Genomic DNA, 18345 nt, shown 5'->3' on the forward strand with positions numbered 1-18345 from the left:
ATTCCGATATATAGCGTTTTTGCCTCAGCCCCGGCGCAGTCGACTGACAACAACAAACTGCCCACTTCACTTGCACCTCGGAGCCGCTTCATGACTATTCGTGCCTCACGTTTTGCCCCCACTTGCCTGGCATCCTTGCTCGCCGTGTTTGCGTTGGGCTCAGCCCACGCCGACGAAGTCCAGGTTGCGGTCGCGGCTAACTTCACCGCACCGATCCAGGCCATTGCCGCCGACTTCGAAAAAGACACCGGACACAAACTGGTCGCAGTCTATGGCGCCACGGGCCAGTTCTACACCCAGATCAAAAACGGTGCACCGTTCGAAGTGTTCCTGTCGGCTGACGACGCCACTCCGCAAAAACTCGAGAGCGAAGGCGACACGGTCAAAGGTTCGCGTTTCACCTACGCCATCGGCACCTTGGCACTGTGGTCGGCCAAGGACGGTTATGTTGACGCCAAAGGCAAAGTGCTCACCGACAACAAATATCAGCACCTGTCGATCGCCAACCCGAAAGCCGCCCCTTACGGCCTCGCGGCCACCCAGGTGTTGGCCAAACTGGGCCTGACCGACAAGGTCAAGGACAAGATCGTCGAAGGCCAGAACATCACCCAGGCCTACCAGTTCGTCTCCACCGGCAATGCTGAAATAGGCTTCGTCGCCTTGTCGCAGATCTATAAAGACGGCAAAGTCACCGGCGGCTCGGCGTGGATCGTTCCAGCCGACATGCACGACCCGATCAAACAAGACGCCGTGATCCTCAACAAAGGCAAAGACAACCCGGCCGCCAAGGCACTGGTCACCTACCTCAAGGGGCCTAAAGCGGCTGCCATCATCAAGTCCTACGGTTATCAACTCTAAATGACGCTATCGAGTGCCGACTTTTCCGCCATCTGGCTGACCCTCAAACTGGCGTCCCTGACGACGGTCATCCTGCTGGTCATCGGCACTCCGATTGCGTTATGGCTGTCGCGCACCCGCTCGTGGTTGCGCGGCCCGATCGGCGCAATCGTCGCCCTGCCCCTGGTGTTACCGCCAACGGTAATCGGCTTCTATCTGCTGCTGACCCTCGGCCCTAACGGGGTCATCGGCCAGTTCACCCAAACACTTGGGTTGGGCACGCTGACGTTCAGTTTTGCAGGGCTGGTGATCGGCTCGGTGATCTACTCGATGCCCTTTGTCATCCAGCCATTGCAGAACGCCTTCTCGGCGATTGGCACGCGTCCGCTGGAAGTGGCCGCCACCTTGCGCGCCAACCCTTGGGACACTTTTTTCAGCGTGATCTTGCCGTTGGCCAGGCCAGGCTTTATCACCGCGGCCATTCTCGGCTTCGCCCACACCGTCGGTGAGTTCGGGGTGGTGCTGATGATCGGCGGTAATATCCCGGACAAAACCCGGGTGGTGTCGGTGCAGATCTACGATCATGTCGAAGCCATGGAGTACGCCCAGGCCCACTGGCTGGCCGGGGCGATGCTGGTGTTCTCATTCCTGGTCTTGCTGGCGCTGTACTCCAGCCGCACAACCAAAGCCGGCTGGAGCTGATCAATGGCCTCAACGATTCACGCTCGCCTGCAACTGAGCTATCCGGATTTTTCCCTGGACGTCGACCTGAACCTGCCCGGCCGAGGCGTGACTGCGCTATACGGCCATTCCGGTTCGGGCAAAACCACCTGCCTGCGCTGCATCGCCGGCCTGGAAAGAGCCGGGCAAGGCTTCGTCCAGATCAATGACGAAGTCTGGCAGGACAGCAGCAAAAAGCTGTTTGTCGCCCCGCACAAACGGGCGCTGGGTTACGTGTTTCAGGAGGCCAGCCTGTTTCCCCATCTGTCGGTGCAGGCCAATCTGGAGTTTGGCCTGCGGCGCATTCCACGCCAGCAACGCCGGGTCGACATGGCCCACGCCACCGAACTGCTGGGAATCGGCCACTTGCTCGACCGTCATCCACAACACCTCTCGGGCGGTGAGCGCCAACGGGTCGGTATTGCCCGAGCGTTACTCACCAGCCCTAAGCTGCTGTTGATGGACGAGCCGCTGGCCGCGCTGGATTCACAGCGCAAAAGCGAGATCCTGCCGTACCTCGAACGGCTGCACGACGAACTGGAAATCCCGGTGTTGTACGTCAGCCACTCGCAGGATGAAGTCGCGCGACTGGCCGACCACATTGTCTTGCTCAGCTACGGCAAGGTCCTGGCCAGCGGTCCTGTCGGCGAAACCCTTGCGCGGCTCGACCTGCCGCTGGCATTGGGTGACGACGCCGGCGTGGTGATCGAAGGTCAGGTGACGGACTACGACGCCCATTACCAACTGCTGACCCTGCAACTGCCCCACAGCCCATTGAACGTGCGGGTCGCGCATTCGCCTTTGGCCGTGGGCAAATTGCTGCGCTTCAAGGTCCAGGCTCGCGACGTCAGCCTGAGTCTTCAGGGCGGCGAGCACAGCAGTATCCTCAATCGCCTGCCAGTGACGGTGACCAGCGAAATTTCCGCAGACAACGCCGCCCATGTGCTGGTGCGCCTGGATGCTGCCGGAACGCCATTGCTGGCGCGCATTACCCGCTATTCCCGCGATCACTTGAAGCTGCATCCAGGTCAGCAACTGTGGGCGCAGATCAAGGCGGTGGCGGTCCTCGCGTAAGGCGACGAACAGCACGAGAGCCTTTTTGCGCCTTTTCAACTTGCTTCTATAGTTGATGTGAACACGATTGAAGTTCGGTGATGCCATGGAAGACATTTTCGTTGTGAAACGTTGCAACAAGATCAGCGTCCAGGGTCGCCGGGCGGGTGAAGTGTCTCAGCAACAGCCGATTGCGGCGATCTGGTACCGGATCGCCGATACCCGCACCGGCGGCGGTTTTATCGGCGACGGTTATGAGCGTATTGAAGATGCCATGCGTGAGTGTCGACGGCTCAATGCCGCCAGTTCGCGGGGCTCGCGTAAAGTCTGAAACGCAGACGTGAAGCGGCTCCTCTGCAATTGGTTTTCTGGGTCTATACTGATTTCAGCTGAAGGATCGGCGACCTCATCGGCAAACGCTCGCTCCCGGCGAGCGTTTTGTTGCTCGATCAAAAGCTTCTCTGATAGGGAGGTGCTTCTCATGTCCGAAAAAGAGTCCATCACCACATTATTGACCCTGCTCGACTCGCGTCAGGCGCGCTTGGCGGCGGCCTGCAAGGAAATCGCCGACTGGGTCGACATCCATGGCGGCCACCCCACCGCGATGAAAATTCGCGACCGTCTGCAAGACATCGAGAAAGATGCGCCGCTGATTCAGAATGCGCTGACATCACTCAAACCCATCGACCGGCCACTGCCTCGATTCCGGTAAACAAGTCCCGGCCCCTACGCTCAAGCCAGCTGAAGCCGGGACTCGCTCAGGATCGGCGCGCCACCGACAGGGTGTTTCTCAGAGCCGATCCCGCGCAATACCGCTGCGAATACGCAGAATATCGGCGAGCACCGCCAAGGCGATTTCCGCCGGTGTCTTGCTGCCCAGATTAAGCCCGATGGGCGCGTGAATACGTGCCAGCTCAGCCTCGTCCAAACCACCGATACGCCGTAAACGCTCAAAGCGCTTTTGCGAGGTTTGCATCGAGCCCATTACACCGATGTAAAACGCCTCGGTGCGCACCGCTTCCATCATGGCCAGGTCGTCGATGCGCGGATCATGTGTCAGCGCCACCACCGCCGTATCGCTGTGACAGCCACCGTCGGCGATGAACATCGACGGCAACTCGCGACGAATCTCCACGTTCTCAAGGACCACACCGTCGAGGACCTCATCACGCGGATCGCACAGAATCACCTCGAAACCCAGGCCAACCGCGAACTCGGCACACGCCTGTGCCACGCTGGAATAACCGGCGAGTAACAAGCGTTGGGCCGCACCGACGCGCAAACGCACCCGATCAATTTCTCGCTCGATACGCGGCCCATGTTCACGATCAACCAGCAGGCTGCGTGCACCGCTGGCCAGATCGACTTCACGAATCAAGCGACGCTGGCCCAGCAATGCGGACTCCAGCTCGCGCAAATGGGCTTGCACCTCACCGTCAGGCTCAAGCTTTTCCACCAGCACGTCGAGCAACCCGCCGCAGGGCAGTTTCACCTGGGAGCGCGGGTCGTCGCCTTCGCCGTAGCGCACCACCGAAACGGCATCGAGGAACGCCCCTTCGGCCATGCGCTCAAGAAAGTCCTCTTCGACACAGCCGCCCGACAGCGAACCAATCCAATGGCCGCTGTCGTTGACCGCCAGCATCGAGCCCGGCGCACGGGGCGCCGAACCGTAGGTGCCGAGCACACTGCAGAGCCACACACGCTGACCAGCGTTGGACCAGGCCAACGCTCGCCGAACCACTTGCAGGTCAAGATGCTGCATATCAGTGTGCCTTGTGCTCAGCGGGGATATCCGCCTTCAACTGCTCGATCTGACTGATCAGCAGATCAGTCGGTTGACCACCCCAGGCCTGACGCAAGTAGTTGATCAGGTCGGTCGTTTGTTGCTGGCTCAATTTATCAGCAAAACCCGGCATCGGTTGCATGCGCTCGAAACCGGCAAACTTCTGTTCGCCAATGCCGTCTTCGATCACCCGCAACAGGTTGCGCGGATCTTCCAGGCGCAGCGTGGTGTTGCCTTGCATCGCCACCGCGATGTGCGGCTTGCCTTCGCCATTGGCACCATGGCAACCGGCGCAAACGTTCAGGTAATCCTGACGGCCACGCTGGGCACTCTCGGTCATTTTCGCCAGCGGCACTTCGCTCAGCACCTTCGCCGGTGGTGGTTGGTCGCCGAGCAGGAAAGTCGCCATGGCCGCCAGGTCCGGGTCATTGAGGTTCTGGGTGCTGTTATGGAACACCGGGAACATCTCGTTGAACATCGTGCCCTGGGCGCTCATACCGTGCTTGAGGAAAGAGCTCAGGTCCTGATGCGTCCAGCCGCGTGCCGCCAGATCGTTGGTGAGCAAGCTTGGCGCCAAATAGCCATTGAGCAGGCCGCCGGTCATGCGTTTGTCTTGCTGCATCGCGCCGGGCAAGCCACGCGGCGTGTGGCATTCACCACAGTGACCGAGTACATCGACCAGGTATTGGCCGCGTTTCCAGTCTTCACTTTTGCCATCAGCCGTCGCCAGTTTCACGTCCTTGCCGTAGAGCATGTTCCAGCCTGTCAACCCCAGACGCACGTTGAACGGGAAGCTCAGGCGGGTGACCGGTGCGGCACGGTTGATCGGCGCGACCGTCTGCAGGTACGCGTGGATCGCATCGGAGTCTTCACGCGGCATCAAGTGATACGAGGTGTACGGCATCGCCGGATACAGGTTGGCGCCGTCACGACGCTTGCCTTCGGTCAACGCAGCGAAGAACTCGTCGTCGCTGTACAGACCAATGCCGTGATCCTTGTCCGGGGTGATGTTGCTGCCGTAAATCGTGCCAAACGGTGAAACGATCGGCAGGCCGCCGGCATAGGGCGCGCCACCGGGTGCGGTGTGGCAAGCCATGCAGTCCGCCGCCCGTGCCAGGTATTCACCGCGCTTGATCTGTGGCTGATCGGCGGCCTGGGCCTGCTGGGTCGCCATCAGCGAAACGGCCAGACCAACCGCAGCGCCAAGGCCGGAAAGTAGTCGCTTCATGCTTAACCCTCCTTGACCAGGCCGAGATCGGTCAGCACGTTACGCGTGGCGCTGTAATAGCGCACGTAGCCGGTGCAGCGGCAGATGTGGTGGCCGAGGCTGTCCTCGATCACCGCTTCCAGTTGGCTTTTCTTGATCGGCTGACGCTGGAGTTTTTCCACCAGCACCGTCGCAGCGTTGACAAAGCCTGGGGCGCAATAGCTGCACTGGAAGGCGAACTCGTCGACGAAACGTTGCTGGATCGGGTTCAGTTCGGTGACCTTGCCGTTTTCATCACGGGCCGCATGGCCTTCGATGGTGCGGATTCTTTTGCCCTCGAAGTAATGCGCGCCGGTGATGCAGGTGCGCACTTCTTCGCTGGTACCGTCGGGGTTGTCGACAATCACCACGCAGGCGTGGCAAATGCCCTGGCCACAGCCCAGGCGCGAACCGGTAAGGTTTCGGTATTCGTGCAGGTAGTCGATCATCGGCAGATCTTCAGGGACCTCCACGGGACCGACGGATTGACCATTGAGGGTCATTTGAAGCGGACGGTTAGCCATTGAGGGCCTCCTTGATGCGCGCTGGAGTGATAGGCAGGTCCCGGACCCGTTTGCCAATTGCGTGGGCCACGGCGTTGGCAATGGCGCCCACTACCGGAATCATCACCACCTCGGCAATGCCCTTGGACGGATCGCTTGGCGACAATGGCGGGAGGATTTCCGAGGTCTGCGTCCAGACCGCGACGTCCTTGGCGCGCGGCAAACGGTAACGGTTGAAGTTCCAGTCACCCTCCCCAGGTCCACCTTCGTACAGCGGCATTTCTTCCAGCAGCGCGTGCCCGATGCCCATGGCGATCCCGCCTTCGAGCTGGCCCTTGACCAGTTCCGGCACCAACACCCGGCCACATTCGAGCCAGGAGTGATGGTTGAGGACGTGCACCTCACCCGAACCCTTGTTCACTTTCAGTTCAACCAGCGTCGCCACGGGGCTGTAATAGGTCACCGCCGCGTTGTTCAACTGGGTCGCCGGATAGGTGATGTTCTGCCGATCCAGCAGATGGAAACCGGCGCTGGTCATCTGCGCCTTTATCGCGTTCGGCGCACCGTCGCCATACTTCACGGCAAGACCATCGAGTGGCAACCGCTCGCGCACGCCATTGATGCTGTACTCGGCCTCGGCCCAGCTCCAGCGGTTGAAACCGTGCACCGTTGCACCGGTCACCAGACCGCGCTCATGGGCACGTTTGGCCAATACGGCAAATGGCAGCGGCTCCATGCCGTTGGCGGTCAGTTTGCCGTCCACCCAATGGGCATCTTCGCGGCGCAGCACATACGGGTTGGCTTGACCACCGAACGGCCCCTGACGCCAAATTTCGACGGCGGCTGGCCACAGACCGTGGTTGAACAGCACACGCGCCGCTTCACGGGTGGCGTGGCTGAAGTAGTAAGCAGAGTTGGTCGCCGACGACGCCGAGGCAATCTTGCCGACCCAACGCGGGTTGCGCAGCACGGTGTCCTGCTCGGCCTGGCTCATGATGTACGGGTTGCCACTGCTGGTCAGTTGCAGCTCTTTCCATTCGGTTTCGCCGGTCTTCACTTCACTGGCCGGGTTGCCGAGGAAATCGGCGACCACCAAGGCCTGCGAAGTGGACATGCCGGTGCCAATTTCGATGCCGATATGGCGCAGCGTGATATGCCCGTCAGCAGTGAATTCGACACTGGCCATCGGCGCTTCGGACCCGGTGCCGAAGTCTTTCTGGCAGATGGCAAAACCGATGCCGTACCAGTTATCCGGATCCTTGGCGTCCTCTTGCTTTTTCAGTGCGTGACGGTTTTTCCAGAGCTCGTTATCAGCTGCCTTCTCAAGAATTTCGTGCAGGCGCAACGCACCTGCCGGCACTGCGCCCTGGGTGTTTTTCATCCCGGACAGCAGCGCGTTCTTCTTGCGCAGGTCGATGGCGTCGATACCCAGACGATCAGCGATTTCGTCCACCATCATCTCGGTGGCGGCCATGCTTTGCAGGGTGCCGTAACCCCGCATGGAGCCTGCTTCAACGCCGCGCGAGTGGTAAGCGGTCACTTGCAGGTCGTTCTGTGGCATGTAGTAAATCGACTGCGCGGCCGTCGCACCGACCGCCGCCACCGAAGGGCTGTAGTTGATTCGGCCACCGCCGTCGATGGACATGTCAGCACGGAAAATCTTGAAAGTGTGATCCTGTTTGTCGACAGCCAACTGGTAGCGAATGTCGAACGGATGACGCTTGATACCGCTCTGGAATTGCTCGTATCGGTCGTTGGCCAGACGCACCGGCACACCGCCACCATACAACGCCGCCAAGGCCGCGTAGTAGACAAAGATGTTGTGGTCTTTGGAGCCGTAGCCGACGGTATAACCAGGGTGCATGTTCAGCGTGCTCAAGCCGAAACGCGATGGTGCGATCATCTTCGCGGTTTCAGTCGCAGCCTCCAGCGGGCACTGGGTCGCGACGACAAAATGCAGGGTCTTGGTCGCCGGGTCATACCAGCCATTGCCGTTGTCCGGTTCCATTGCAGCCGGTTCAATCGACGGCGTCTTGTAGCGCTCGTCGAAGACCATCCAGCCTTCTGGCGGGGTTTCCAGTTGCTGCTTCATGCGATCGGCATAAAACAGGCCACGCTCGGTCAGGTTGCCATGCAGGTTCGGCTGGGCGTTCCACACCGGACGCCGCTCGCGAATCATTGGGAACAGGATCGAGTCTTTCAGACTGGCGAATTCATCTTCATCCGCCGAGGTTGCACCTCCGACCCGCACGTAACGGAAACTGCCATAAGGATCGCGCGTGTAAAACGGCGCCTCGGCGCCGTAACGGATCGCTTTGTCGTTGAACTTGAGTGTGTTCTTGGCCTGACGGAAACGCTCGAAGTCGTTCCAGATCAGGATCGCCACCGGGTGGCCGATGAACATCGGCACCTTGCCGGTCGGCAGCAGTGGATCGGGCGCGTGGTCTTCAGGGAAAACGATGCCGTCCTTGTCCAGGTCTTCAGCGGTGACGATGCGATCTGGCTGCAACTCGGCCCCCAGCAACGACAGGTCGAAACCGTCATAAATGCGGTCGGCGCGAATGGTTTTGAGCAACATCGCGTGGCCTTGTTGCTGCGGCCAGCCCGGCATGTCCTTGGCGCGGATGTCGCGGGCAAATACCTTGCTGCCGCAGACCTTGGACAATGAGTCGTTGCGCATGCGTGCCTTGCCGTTGTTGCCGAGCCATTGCTCGGACGGGACGGTCACGCTGTTTTCCATCAAGGCAGCCAACGCCTGACTGCTGAGTGGCGTCAGCGTCACGCTGACGCCAGCGATCAACCCACCCTGCAGGAAGGAGCGCCGGGATATATCACGGTTGGACATGGATCATCCTCTGGACGGTTATGAAATCCGCCCATGTCGTTATGGTGTACGGGGAAATCTCTGGTCTCAGGAGCCCTTCCTGGCAATGCGAAGGGCTGACAGGCCTAAAAAGCTGACCTAATGGTTAACTTTATAGAATTTGTCAGACCTCGGCAAAAGTAATAGTAGTTCGAAGGTGGTTTTCCCTCGTTGAAGGAGGAGTTCTTTAGGCGGGTTTAAAGGTGCGCAGCTTTACCTACAGCGCGAATCGAGGTATGGCCTCGTCGAAGCAGCTCTGCACCTATCGACAAATGGACAATGTTGTAGTGGTCTAATGATTCCGGACACCCATTTAGGCGAGAATACCCGCCAGATCGAGGTGTCAGATGACCAAGCAACGCCGTACCTTTTCCGCTGAATTCAAACGCGAGGCTGCCGACCTCGTGCTCAAGCAAAACTACAGCTTCATCGAGGCCAGCCGCTCGCTCGGCGTTGGCGAATCGGTTCTGCGCCGTTGGGTCGACCAGCTTCAGCAGGAGCGCACAGGCATCACCCCACAGAGCAAGGCGCTAACTCCAGAGCAGCAAAAAATCCAGGAGCTGGAAGCTCGGATCGCTCGCCTTGAGCGCGAGAAATCGATACTAAAAAAGGCTACCGCGCTCTTGATGTCGGAAGATCTCGAGCGTACGCGCTGATCAATCAGTTAAGCGTCCATGAGCCAGTTGATTGCTTGTGCGAGGTGTTCGAAGTCGCCCGCTCGAGTTACTACGCACATCGTCTCAGACGGCTAACCCCTGACGTTGAGCGGCTCAGGCTGCGTAGTCGAGTGAACGAGTTGTTCACCCGGGGGCGAAGTGCGCCGGGCAGCCGCAGCATCACCGTGATGATGCAAGAAGAGGGTGAGCAAATCGGGCGGTTCAAGGTACGCGGCCTGATGCGCGAACTGGAGCTGGTCAGCAAGCAGCCGGGATCACACGCCTACAAAAAAGCGACGGTGGAGCGGCCTGATATCCCGAACATCTTGAACCGGGAGTTTGATGTCGAGGCGCCCAACCAGGTCTGGTGTGGCGATATCACCTACATTTGGGCGCAGGGTAAATGGCACTACCTTGCGGTTGTCCTGGATCTCTACGCGCGTCGAGTTGTGGGCTGGGCGTTATCAGAAAAGCCGGATGCAGATCTGGTGGTCAAGGCGCTGGACGTGGCTTACGAACAACGTGGAAAGCCTCAGGGGTTGCTGTTTCACTCGGATCAAGGATCGCAGTACGCCAGCCGCCAATTTCGCCAACGACTGTGGCGCTACCGTATGCGCCAGAGCATGAGTCGCCGAGGAAATTGCTGGGATAATGCGCCGATGGAACGGGTGTTTCGCAGTTTGAAAACAGAATGGATACCGACCACTGGCTACATGACCGGCCAGCAAGCTCAGCGAGACATCAGCCAGTACCTGATGCATCACTACAACTGGATCCGACCCCATCAATTTAACGATGGGTTGGCCCCGGCGAAAACTGAAGAAAAACTCAAAACCGTGTCCGGGATTAGTTGACCACTACAATGTTGAGGTCGAAAAAAAGCCCGCATGCGGGCGGGCTTGAAGGGAATATCTCAAAGGAGTCAGGTCAATCTAGGCCGGTCAGGGTGAAGACTTCGTGAAAGGGTTGTCACGGTTACGGAAATATCACAGTCCCCCAAGAAGCCAGCGCCTTCTCAACGCCCTTCACACTTCCCTGCTGTGTTTTTTTCGTCTCGCATCTTTACTCCATTTTTTACTCACCCGCTTTCGAATAGGCTCAAGAAAAAAGAACAATACATAGCCCGAGAGAACGAGCACGAGATCAATCCATGACTCAGCAATGGGGCCTACGAAGTATTCAATGCAGTATTTAGCAACGAACAGCAACGAAATGCCGCCAAGCGCCATCAATGTGAGCACTGCAAAACCTGATAACCTTTCCTTCAACTGGGTATATCTCCCTACTCTATAGAGGCGACTTGATCTGAGACGCCTGGAAACTTCCATCGTTCCGAAAAATCCACAATGATGTCGCAGAGGCTACCTGACAGCCCTGAGCGAGCTGCAATGGCGAACCGCGCTTATTTAAGGCTGATTCGATGAGCTTTTACTTCGTCCGCGTAGGTTGCCAGCCGCTCTTCGGCGGTTTCCAGCACCTGGCACGTCTTCAGCAGTGCCTCGGCGTCGACCTCACTACCGGTCTGTCTCAGTCGCTCGGCAATGCCTTTGAGCTCCACCGCTGACCATCGCAAATCAGATGCAAGGTTCTGGAAATCGCTGCGCAGTTCGTGTTCAGGTTTGTTGAGTAACATGGCAATTCCCTCCGCGTCACGGCATCACTCGATGCGACGCTCTGAAAATCGATACAACTGCAAAATACTTGATAACCCTCTCGTGCACTTGATGCAACTCCCGGATTTAGTACTTCGCTACGGCGGTGAACAATGCCTGCCGCCAGATCACCCACCAGTCGCCCGCCTGTTCAGGCGAGGAAAGCACTCACGGCGTCACGCTGACGGGCTGCGCGCCGAATCGCTGCATGAAGGCCGACCTTATGGCGCAACTGCCCGGTCTTTTGCTGGCAAAGCTGAACCTCGCCGAGGCTCGCAACACGCGCAATCGTCGGCCTTCGACCTGACTTAATCGTTGTGTCAGCCAGCGAACGCTCTGCGCCCGGCTTTCAACTCAGTACGCAGCTCACCGATAAAGTTGGCGATCTCCCGGACACTGCTCAGCTTCGCCGTCGACATGCCCGTGATCAGTAGTTCAACGCGTCCGGATTCTGGTTCGACAATCGTGATCCTCAACGATCCGTCGGGATTCACCGTACAGGTGCACGAGAGTGGATAGAAACCGGACTCCACAATCTGGCAAAGCTGAAGAAGAGGAAACATGGCATTCCGTCCGTGGGGGATTGTGTACTGGAGTGTTGCCTGATCCTTACAGGTTAGCTGCCTCCCACAAATGCGAACGGATTAAGCTCAAAGTGCTATCCGCTTCTCAATGTGTAATGCCACGACGCCCGCAACAGGCTTTTACAAAGCATCTAGACTCCAACGAAGCACTGCTGAAGATTTATGGAAGTATTAGCCCTTGATAGCGAGTCACTCCTACCCAAACCCTGAGTACGCAAGACTATGTGTGAATCCTGTGATTCAACCGCTGCGCCAGACGCAAATGGCCGTCGTCGTTTTCTCCGGCTTGCAGGACTAGGGGCTGGTGCCCTGCTGCTTACCGGTGCGCTGCCTGACAGCATCGTCCAGGCCGCCGAGAAAAAGGCTCCTCCTCCGAAACCACAAAACTCGATCAGCCCGGACATGGCCCTTCAACGACTGATCAAGGGCAATCAGCGATACATCAGCGGCACCTCCATGACACATGATTTCAAGTCCGAGCGTGAAGCCCTGGTCTCTGGCCAGAACCCGTTCGCGGCAGTGTTGAGTTGTGCTGATTCGCGCATCGCCCCCGAGTACGCGTTTGATACCGCCCGCGGCGACCTGTTTGCGGTGCGTGTCGCAGGCAACTTCGTCACGGAGGAAGGCTTGGCAAGCCTGGAGTACTCGGTCCTGGTTCTCGGCGCACCACTGATTCTGGTGCTGGGGCATGAAGACTGCGGCGCCCTCACTGCCGGCATCAAGGCAACAAAGGACAATGCGGTTTTCCCTGGACACATCCAGAAACTGACTGACGCACTCAGGCCCTCTATCGAGAAGGTACTCAAGGACCCGGGAGGTCTACTCGAGAACGCGACCGTGCAAAACGTCAAAGACGCGGTAAATAACCTCAAGACAGCCTCACCCGTACTGACTGAAGCGCTGAGCAAGGGCACGTTGAAAGTCGTCGGGGGTATCTATCGCCTGGCCAGCGGCAAAGTAGATCTGATTGCCTGATTTGCAAAATGCATCTCACCACGCGGTGAGATGCATTTTTTCATACCCACTGACTCGCGCCATTTAAAGGGGTCTGGCTCTATCGTGCAGTTTTTCAAGCTCGTCTTCGACCAAGCTTCGATCATCCTTCCACTTTTTCGGATTATCTGGCTGGAGCTCGTCGCGGTCCTGTTGCGCGTCATCCGAACGGATCGGCTCAACTGGTTTTTTAGTACCTGGTGCTTGCGGATCGGTCTTCATGGTTCACCTCTCGTACGCCCTGCGGTCGATACATATTAGAAGTTTAGAAACGACCCATGCTCAAAGCCAGTTCCAGCCAGCGACAAATTTCAGGCAAAAAAAAGCCCAAGCAGCTGATGGACGCTTGGGGCTTAAAAATGCGTAAACCGTGGTAGGTGAACACGGGCGCGATAATAGTTCACCACTCGACATGTAACAAGATATTTACATCTTGTTTTTAAACGAAATAATCACCTAAGCCCTTAAATAACCACACTTTTTTCAAGTCTACAGCTTGTTACGACAAGGGCATTACAGCTCTACAACAAGGTATGCGCAGTCGCTGCTTCAGCGAGAGCTTGGCGTTATTGAAATACCCTCGCTCACATCACCGTAAATTCGAAAATGCTTTACCTCTCCGGCATCCATGGTCGTCAAGACCTCGCGCAAGGAAATACCTATCGAGCACAGGCCGTTACCCTTCAGGTCTTCTCCTGCGCCCACAAAGACTTCCCCAGGTTTAGTGAAAAATCTTGCTCCTTCACCAGGCCCCACTCTCGCAACAAAATCACCATTCACGTAAACACCGATGTAACAGGCCGAACCCAGCAAGCCACCATCACGAGTTACAAAAATCGTTCCACTGTCTCCCTCGACGGGTTGCTGAAACGCAAAAACCCGATCACTTGGAACCTGAGCTGCTTTTTCTGCTGAAACTGGAGAAGTCGTGCACCCTGAAATTAATGCAAAGGCTGCAACCCCTATCAAAATCCGCATGTTGAGCCCTCGTAAAACTATGCCAAGGCTTTATCACCAGCGAGTGAACAGGATAGGCCCCAGGATCGTGATCCCATGGCTGAATACATGACAAACAGTATAGATGTCAGGGATGAAGACCTGATCGACTGCCGTGGCTGGCCAGGAATTATTCCTGCACCGTTAACTATCGCCAGCTCAGCCGCTCGGCATCCATTGCATGAATTCCCCGGAAGACAATGGGACAGAGAAGAAACATCCCTGCCCGACCTCATAACCTTGCAATCTGAGAATGTCGCGCTAGGCAGCATGCTCAATGCCTTCAGCGTTAACCCGCACTCCTCGGCCAAGGGTATGAATCGCGTTGGCGAGATACTTCCCGGTGTTGGGTGTTCCCAGCGTGCCAGCGCCTCTACGCCGACAAGACGCCCGTTCATCAGATCGACTTGCGGCTGGCGCACAAACGAGAAAGCCCAGCACTAGGACTGGGCTTTTCTCAGAGCGGGACTCACACGCTCTGAAGGGCAGGCTTGTATGTGTCAGTCGCCTCTGTCGTCATATTCACGATTATGGTGACGACCTTCACCCTGATCATTGTCACGACGATCGTATCCACGGTCATCGTGGCGCTCATAACCACGATCATAACCACGGTTATATTCGCGACCTCGGTCATGATCTCGACCGTGCCCGCCTCCATCTTCCCAGTAAGGCCAGCAGCCTCCCAGCAGGAGAGAGCTTGAAATGGCCAGGATCATTATCGCTGTGCGCTTCATTTGGACATCCTAAAAGCAAAGGTCAGTGCTACGGAGAAGGATTGTCGCTACCCACAAGTTTAGTTCGGAGAGCGTTCAACCGCAGATACGACCATCAAGCAGTTCAATGATTCATTCGTGGGAGTCGGCACACCAAAAAATCAGATCCAGTGATTATCAAGCCTGACTGATGTTAGGGTCGTTACCGGCGCCTCTCGCGATTTCGATCCCCCAGTCCAGAGCATCTTCCATGTCCAGCAGATGCGGTTTTGGGTCGTTGTCCTCAAGGAGGACCGTGCCGTCTGGCTGGTAAACACCGATGAACATCTGCAACGAACCGTCCCTCAGAATCTTGGCCCTGACCTCGATCTTGCGTCCGTTCGAAAGCGTTTCCGAGTGGATCAAATGGCGCTCAGTCATTGCTGCATCCCTCTGGTGGTTGATATTCGAGTAACCCGCACACACATTCGCCATGCTACCTCGGCAAGGCATCTCCCTGCCGACAGAAAACCCCTCGACCTCTTTGCGGGCCTTTCAATTCTTCGACATGCTTTTCACAAAGCGCTCACAAACCAAAGCGCAGATTCAGTGGACAAAAGGATTTGACCCCATATGCAAAGAGCCCGCCGCGTGCGGGCTTTTTGTTACTCCGATGTAAGCTCTCGACGGCGTGCCACTTCCACAGGTCGAACGTTGGCACTGCCGCGGCCTCTACAGTTCTAGTTCGCCATCGCAAATGCACTGACGAGAGCAGCTTGGCGATAGGAAGCACACACGCACCTTTCAAAATGCTCAATATGTAGTGGTCTAATGATTCCGGACAATAAAAAACCGCCAATAGGCGGTTTCGATTCAGAGCGTGGTGGGAAGAATATCTATCTGCCCATCGCCGCCAGTAAAGACTCGATATTTTTTGATTACGTTTTGCTGCGCTGAAGCGTCTCTTTCTATTCGCTCCGTCCCCATACTGCACATTCCAGATCCCGAATACGCCGCCCCAAGAGTTACCTTCCCAGGCTGGATATAGAAAAGCGCATTCTGTCCCGGCTCAAGAACTGCCGCCTAATCATGTCTCTGGAAGAGAGCAAATCGCTTGATACTGCAATCGACAAGCGCTACCCAGAACTCAAGGACACGCAACGCAGCATTAGATTGTCAGCAAAAAACCCATGGCAGGGGATCATCAGCTTCTACTACAGCAACGGCTCAACTGACACCGCCGTTTTCCGTTTCACCATTAACGACCAGCAAGGTGGGCCGCGTCTGTATATTGAGCGAGACTGGCTGGACTAACGAAGAACAACTGTCCCGGCCCTTTCTTGCAAGCCCAAGGACTGGGATTGCGCCAATTTCGGCGCGCTTACGACCTAGGCAGTCTCTGTGTTCAGCCCACCAACGTAATCCATTCGGCGCCATCGCGTTTCAGGATTGCAGCTTGCAGGCCGAGCGGAGGTGGGGCCACGCCGAGTTTTAGACACCACAATTCAATCTGCTCGACCCGCAATTCGATCACCACCACGTCCGGGTCAAATGGTCCGCCAGGGAACCACAAGTCTGAATTCTTCCGCCACAACGTGCTTTTGAGTGCCGGATCGTGATCCAGCACTTTTGCTTGTCCAAGCAGTGTCACGTACGCATGATCTTCATCACATTGGTAAGACAGGGTCATTCGCCCAGCGTGTTGCATTTCCTGCACCTTACGGCACTGCCGCCCCGTCAGAAAACGCACCGACCAGTGTTCGCTCAATGAATAGGGTTCAACAATACGAGCATTCGCATGGCCCGCTTCGGTAACGGTAATTGCCATGCAATACGGCACTTTGGCAACGATGCTGCGGGCTATGTGAAGAAGTGATTCAGTCTTGTCGGTCTGCATAAGCTCTCTTCCGTAGGGAGGCAGGCATAGATTGCTCAATAAGGCGATGCAACGTTGTAATGCGTTGAGCGGATAAATGTTTATTGCTGACTTTAAGCTGATTGTCGACGCTGGCAAACGACTAAGGCAGCCGTTCAGGTTCTGGAAAATAAGTGTGTTCTGACTTTCAATCAAACGCTAGCGGGAACGGCTTTACCAACTAGTGTGAATACCCCCCTATACGTCATCCTTTGGTGACTCACAGCAGACCGTCAAGGCTCAGGGAAGAGCTGAAATCCGTTCAGATACAGAACGGAAACCAAAGCCAGTATGAGGAAATTATCAACCTCATTCTGTCGCGACTTTCTTGAGGCCTTGGCTGGCAGTGACTGAACCACTGCCAGCCCCAAGCCCCAGTCCAGAAATAACAATCTTCTCGTCAGCAAGCCTTGCCAATTTTATCTCCCCCATTTTCTTCCTCTCGCAGCCCTGCCGCATCATGTCGTTGGTTGTGCATTTTTGTGCCTGAGTATCAGGCGTGTTCGGTCGAGCCAGAGGCCGCCGAAGACGATGATCTCCGACGGCCGCCCGTACAGGTGGTGCAGCAGAAAGGGCCCAGGCCCGAACGTATCTGACTCTTTGCCAGGTAGCACTGCATCGCGCGATTCGGGTGAGCCGTGCGACCGACACCCATAACGATCATGTCGCCACGCTCCGGCTGATCGACTCTCACGAAACCTGCTGCCTCGTAGTTGGCCTCGTGCAAGCTTGCCGCGTCCGCATTCTCCCACCAGCCATCTTCGCGCTTGAAGTTTGGCAGCTCGATGCTCATGGCGCGGATGTAAAAATCTCGTACAACAGCAAAACAGTCCCAAGCGCCGAGCACAAACGGACTGTTTAGCAATGGCGTACTACCGGTCGGCACGATGGTGCGTAGATCCACCCGCGCCACTGGAAACTATCGAGCCATTGCATGTCCGCCAGTACCTCACCTGGCGAAAGTCGGCGCCAGTGAGAGCCAACAGGGAAAAAGCGCTGCTGAGTGCAATCTGGAACTTCGCCCGAGATACCGGCTACACCTCATTGGCCAACCCCTGTGCGGGAATCAAGGGTAATAAGGAGACCGGTCGGGACGCGTATATCGAGGACGAACTGTTCAAGCGCGTGCACGACAAGGCTGATGTCGGCCTGCGCGATGCTATGGATCTGGCCTATTTGACCGGCCAGCGCATGACCGACACACGCCTGATGGACGAACGCGATATCCGCGACGGGCAAATTTGGGTGTTGCAAGGTAAGACGAAGGCCAAGCGACGAATCGAAGTGACCGGTGAACTGAAGGTTTTGATTGATCGAATCACGGCCCGAAAGTTAGGCCATAAGGTCCGCTCGACGCGGCTGATCGTTACAGAGGAAGGCACACCGATGACAGTGGCGATGTTGCGCAGAAGATTTGATGTGGCCAGGGAGGCCGCTGGTGTTTCAAAGCCAGAGTTTCAAATGCGCGATTTTCGCGCAAAGGCCGGTACGGACAAGGCTGAATCGAGTGGTGACATCATGTAGGCCAAGGATCAACTTGGGCATACCACCGTCGTTATGACAGAGCAGTACATCCGCAACCGAAAAGGCAAGAAAGTCTCGCCAACGAAGTGAATTGCGGACCAACTCTGAAATTGCGGACCAGAAATGAACAAGGGTTTGCTTAGCTTTCGCTCGCAAACCCTTGATAAATATGGTGCCCGAAGCCGGAATCGAACCGGCACGCCCTTACGAGCGGGGGATTTTAAGTCCAAGTACTTCTTATTTAAAATCAGCTAGTTACAGGGTTTATTTTTCCGCATATTGTGAATTTCGCCACCGTTGAAAGCCAATAAAATCAGGGCCTCTC

The 18345-nt window shown here is 56.8% G+C and carries 21 protein-coding genes and 3 pseudogenes; 10 read left to right on the forward strand and 14 right to left on the reverse strand.

Annotation, left to right across the window (positions count from 1 at the left end; genetic code table 11):
* The first annotated feature begins 90 nt into the window (after positions 1–90).
* The 5 genes from modA (at position 91) to BLL42_RS01675 (ending at position 3322) form a co-directional block, all read left to right on the forward strand.
* Entirely contained in the window at positions 91–858 is a 768-nt protein-coding gene (gene modA, locus BLL42_RS01655) for a molybdate ABC transporter substrate-binding protein (protein ID WP_071550494.1), read from the forward strand.
* The gene (gene modB, locus BLL42_RS01660) at positions 859–1539 is read left to right on the forward strand and encodes a molybdate ABC transporter permease subunit (protein ID WP_071550495.1); all 681 of its coding nucleotides are present in this window, start codon (positions 859–861) and stop codon (positions 1537–1539) included.
* Positions 1540–1542: 3 nt separating this feature from the next.
* The gene (gene modC / locus BLL42_RS01665) at positions 1543–2631 is read left to right on the forward strand and encodes a molybdenum ABC transporter ATP-binding protein (protein WP_071550496.1); all 1089 of its coding nucleotides are present in this window, start codon (positions 1543–1545) and stop codon (positions 2629–2631) included.
* An 85-nt stretch (positions 2632–2716) separates the two neighbouring features.
* Positions 2717–2941 (forward strand): hypothetical protein, encoded by a 225-nt coding sequence (locus tag BLL42_RS01670; RefSeq protein WP_071550497.1) that lies wholly within the window; start codon positions 2717–2719, stop codon positions 2939–2941.
* Positions 2942–3091: 150 nt separating this feature from the next.
* Entirely contained in the window at positions 3092–3322 is a 231-nt protein-coding gene (locus BLL42_RS01675; RefSeq protein WP_071550498.1) for a hypothetical protein, read from the forward strand.
* A 78-nt stretch (positions 3323–3400) separates the two neighbouring features.
* Here the strand turns inward: BLL42_RS01675 and BLL42_RS01680 are convergent, their stop codons facing one another.
* Genes BLL42_RS01680 through BLL42_RS01695 form a run of 4 tightly spaced genes read right to left on the reverse strand, consistent with a single transcriptional unit; the run spans position 3401 to position 8987 of the window.
* Positions 3401–4372 (reverse strand): XdhC family protein, encoded by a 972-nt coding sequence (locus tag BLL42_RS01680; RefSeq protein ID WP_071550499.1) that lies wholly within the window; start codon positions 4370–4372, stop codon positions 3401–3403.
* A gap of 1 nt (position 4373) precedes the next feature.
* Entirely contained in the window at positions 4374–5621 is a 1248-nt protein-coding gene (locus tag BLL42_RS01685) for a c-type cytochrome (protein ID WP_071550500.1), read from the reverse strand.
* A 2-nt stretch (positions 5622–5623) separates the two neighbouring features.
* Positions 5624–6163, reverse strand: a complete 540-nt coding sequence (locus BLL42_RS01690; protein ID WP_071550501.1) for a (2Fe-2S)-binding protein — start codon at positions 6161–6163, stop codon at positions 5624–5626.
* Complete coding sequence (locus tag BLL42_RS01695; protein WP_071550502.1) at positions 6156–8987, reverse strand: xanthine dehydrogenase family protein molybdopterin-binding subunit; 2832 nt, start codon at positions 8985–8987, stop codon at positions 6156–6158. The genes BLL42_RS01690 and BLL42_RS01695 overlap by 8 nt, the downstream gene beginning before the upstream one ends.
* A 365-nt stretch (positions 8988–9352) precedes the next feature.
* On the opposite strand from BLL42_RS01695, the gene BLL42_RS01705 reads away from it, so the two are divergent.
* Positions 9353–10515 (forward strand): IS3 family transposase gene (locus tag BLL42_RS01705; protein WP_129586922.1). Its coding sequence is split into 2 segments (ribosomal slippage): positions 9353–9608 and positions 9608–10515, totalling 1164 coding nucleotides; the frame shifts between segments, so codons are not numbered across the junction.
* Positions 10516–10686: 171 nt separating this feature from the next.
* Here the strand turns inward: BLL42_RS01705 and BLL42_RS01710 are convergent.
* Positions 10687–10902 (reverse strand): hypothetical protein, encoded by a 216-nt coding sequence (locus BLL42_RS01710; RefSeq protein WP_129586923.1) that lies wholly within the window; start codon positions 10900–10902, stop codon positions 10687–10689.
* Between the two features lie 161 nt (positions 10903–11063).
* Positions 11064–11294, reverse strand: coding sequence for a hypothetical protein (locus BLL42_RS01715; protein WP_071550505.1), 231 nt, complete (start codon positions 11292–11294; stop codon positions 11064–11066).
* 125 nt (positions 11295–11419) lie between these two features.
* On the opposite strand from BLL42_RS01715, the gene BLL42_RS30010 reads away from it, so the two are divergent.
* Positions 11420–11620 carry a hypothetical protein gene (locus tag BLL42_RS30010; RefSeq protein WP_071550506.1) on the forward strand — a complete coding sequence of 67 codons (201 nt, stop codon included), beginning with the start codon at positions 11420–11422 and terminating at the stop codon, positions 11618–11620.
* 13 nt (positions 11621–11633) lie between these two features.
* Here the strand turns inward: BLL42_RS30010 and BLL42_RS01725 are convergent, their stop codons facing one another.
* Positions 11634–11876, reverse strand: a complete 243-nt coding sequence (locus BLL42_RS01725; RefSeq protein ID WP_071550507.1) for a DUF1652 domain-containing protein — start codon at positions 11874–11876, stop codon at positions 11634–11636.
* A gap of 243 nt (positions 11877–12119) precedes the next feature.
* On the opposite strand from BLL42_RS01725, the gene BLL42_RS01730 reads away from it, so the two are divergent.
* Entirely contained in the window at positions 12120–12872 is a 753-nt protein-coding gene (locus BLL42_RS01730) for a carbonic anhydrase (RefSeq protein WP_071550508.1), read from the forward strand.
* A gap of 63 nt (positions 12873–12935) precedes the next feature.
* On the opposite strand, the gene BLL42_RS30015 is transcribed toward BLL42_RS01730, so the two are convergent.
* From BLL42_RS30015 to BLL42_RS01750, 5 genes and pseudogenes are all read right to left on the reverse strand, one after another.
* Positions 12936–13112 (reverse strand): hypothetical protein, encoded by a 177-nt coding sequence (locus BLL42_RS30015; protein WP_161492336.1) that lies wholly within the window; start codon positions 13110–13112, stop codon positions 12936–12938.
* A gap of 327 nt (positions 13113–13439) precedes the next feature.
* Positions 13440–13868, reverse strand: a complete 429-nt coding sequence (locus tag BLL42_RS29460) for a hypothetical protein (RefSeq protein ID WP_071550509.1) — start codon at positions 13866–13868, stop codon at positions 13440–13442.
* 308 nt (positions 13869–14176) lie between these two features.
* Positions 14177–14302: pseudogene (locus tag BLL42_RS30955) on the reverse strand (EAL domain-containing protein); the annotation flags it as partial.
* A gap of 84 nt (positions 14303–14386) precedes the next feature.
* On the reverse strand, positions 14387–14623 hold the full coding sequence (locus tag BLL42_RS01745) for a hypothetical protein (protein WP_071550510.1): 237 nt from the start codon (positions 14621–14623) through the stop codon (positions 14387–14389).
* A gap of 156 nt (positions 14624–14779) precedes the next feature.
* Complete coding sequence (locus BLL42_RS01750) at positions 14780–15022, reverse strand: hypothetical protein (protein ID WP_071555672.1); 243 nt, start codon at positions 15020–15022, stop codon at positions 14780–14782.
* 648 nt (positions 15023–15670) lie between these two features.
* Here BLL42_RS01750 and BLL42_RS01755 point away from each other — a divergent pair.
* Positions 15671–15895, forward strand: coding sequence for a hypothetical protein (locus BLL42_RS01755; protein WP_071550511.1), 225 nt, complete (start codon positions 15671–15673; stop codon positions 15893–15895).
* 91 nt (positions 15896–15986) lie between these two features.
* Here BLL42_RS01755 and BLL42_RS01760 read toward each other — a convergent pair whose 3' ends face one another.
* Together BLL42_RS01760 and BLL42_RS01765 are read right to left on the reverse strand one after the other, a co-directional pair.
* Positions 15987–16478, reverse strand: coding sequence for a pyridoxamine 5'-phosphate oxidase family protein (locus tag BLL42_RS01760; protein WP_071550512.1), 492 nt, complete (start codon positions 16476–16478; stop codon positions 15987–15989).
* 476 nt (positions 16479–16954) lie between these two features.
* Positions 16955–17397 (reverse strand): annotated as a pseudogene (locus BLL42_RS01765) (phage tail protein); the annotation flags it as partial.
* On the opposite strand from BLL42_RS01765, the pseudogene BLL42_RS01770 reads away from it, so the two are divergent.
* Positions 17394–18110, forward strand: a pseudogene (locus BLL42_RS01770) (tyrosine-type recombinase/integrase); the annotation flags it as partial. The pseudogenes BLL42_RS01765 and BLL42_RS01770 sit on opposite strands and share 4 nt — an antisense overlap.
* Positions 18111–18345 lie beyond the last annotated feature (235 nt).

The sequence above is a fragment of the Pseudomonas frederiksbergensis genome, from assembly GCF_001874645.1.
Taxonomy (GTDB): Bacteria; Pseudomonadota; Gammaproteobacteria; order Pseudomonadales; family Pseudomonadaceae; genus Aquipseudomonas; species Aquipseudomonas frederiksbergensis_B.

Excerpts from the sequence above, each read along its gene's own strand:
- BLL42_RS01690 (WP_071550501.1), bottom strand. The coding sequence starts at position 6,163 with ATGGCTAACCGTCCGCTTCAAATGACCCTCAATGGTCAATCCGTCGGT.
- BLL42_RS01695 (WP_071550502.1), bottom strand. The coding sequence starts at position 8,987 with ATGTCCAACCGTGATATATCCCGGCGCTCCTTCCTGCAGGGTGGGTTG.
- BLL42_RS01670 (WP_071550497.1), top strand. The coding sequence starts at position 2,717 with ATGGAAGACATTTTCGTTGTGAAACGTTGCAACAAGATCAGCGTCCAG.
- BLL42_RS01750 (WP_071555672.1), bottom strand. The coding sequence starts at position 15,022 with ATGACTGAGCGCCATTTGATCCACTCGGAAACGCTTTCGAACGGACGC.
- BLL42_RS01680 (WP_071550499.1), bottom strand. The coding sequence starts at position 4,372 with ATGCAGCATCTTGACCTGCAAGTGGTTCGGCGAGCGTTGGCCTGGTCC.
- BLL42_RS01730 (WP_071550508.1), top strand. The coding sequence starts at position 12,120 with ATGTGTGAATCCTGTGATTCAACCGCTGCGCCAGACGCAAATGGCCGT.
- modB (WP_071550495.1), top strand. The coding sequence starts at position 859 with ATGACGCTATCGAGTGCCGACTTTTCCGCCATCTGGCTGACCCTCAAA.
- modA (WP_071550494.1), top strand. The coding sequence starts at position 91 with ATGACTATTCGTGCCTCACGTTTTGCCCCCACTTGCCTGGCATCCTTG.
- BLL42_RS01745 (WP_071550510.1), bottom strand. The coding sequence starts at position 14,623 with ATGAAGCGCACAGCGATAATGATCCTGGCCATTTCAAGCTCTCTCCTG.
- BLL42_RS01685 (WP_071550500.1), bottom strand. The coding sequence starts at position 5,621 with ATGAAGCGACTACTTTCCGGCCTTGGCGCTGCGGTTGGTCTGGCCGTT.
- modC (WP_071550496.1), top strand. The coding sequence starts at position 1,543 with ATGGCCTCAACGATTCACGCTCGCCTGCAACTGAGCTATCCGGATTTT.
- BLL42_RS01760 (WP_071550512.1), bottom strand. The coding sequence starts at position 16,478 with ATGCAGACCGACAAGACTGAATCACTTCTTCACATAGCCCGCAGCATC.
- BLL42_RS30015 (WP_161492336.1), bottom strand. The coding sequence starts at position 13,112 with ATGAAGACCGATCCGCAAGCACCAGGTACTAAAAAACCAGTTGAGCCG.
- BLL42_RS01725 (WP_071550507.1), bottom strand. The coding sequence starts at position 11,876 with ATGTTTCCTCTTCTTCAGCTTTGCCAGATTGTGGAGTCCGGTTTCTAT.
- BLL42_RS01755 (WP_071550511.1), top strand. The coding sequence starts at position 15,671 with ATGTCTCTGGAAGAGAGCAAATCGCTTGATACTGCAATCGACAAGCGC.
- BLL42_RS01715 (WP_071550505.1), bottom strand. The coding sequence starts at position 11,294 with ATGTTACTCAACAAACCTGAACACGAACTGCGCAGCGATTTCCAGAAC.
- BLL42_RS29460 (WP_071550509.1), bottom strand. The coding sequence starts at position 13,868 with ATGCGGATTTTGATAGGGGTTGCAGCCTTTGCATTAATTTCAGGGTGC.
- BLL42_RS01675 (WP_071550498.1), top strand. The coding sequence starts at position 3,092 with ATGTCCGAAAAAGAGTCCATCACCACATTATTGACCCTGCTCGACTCG.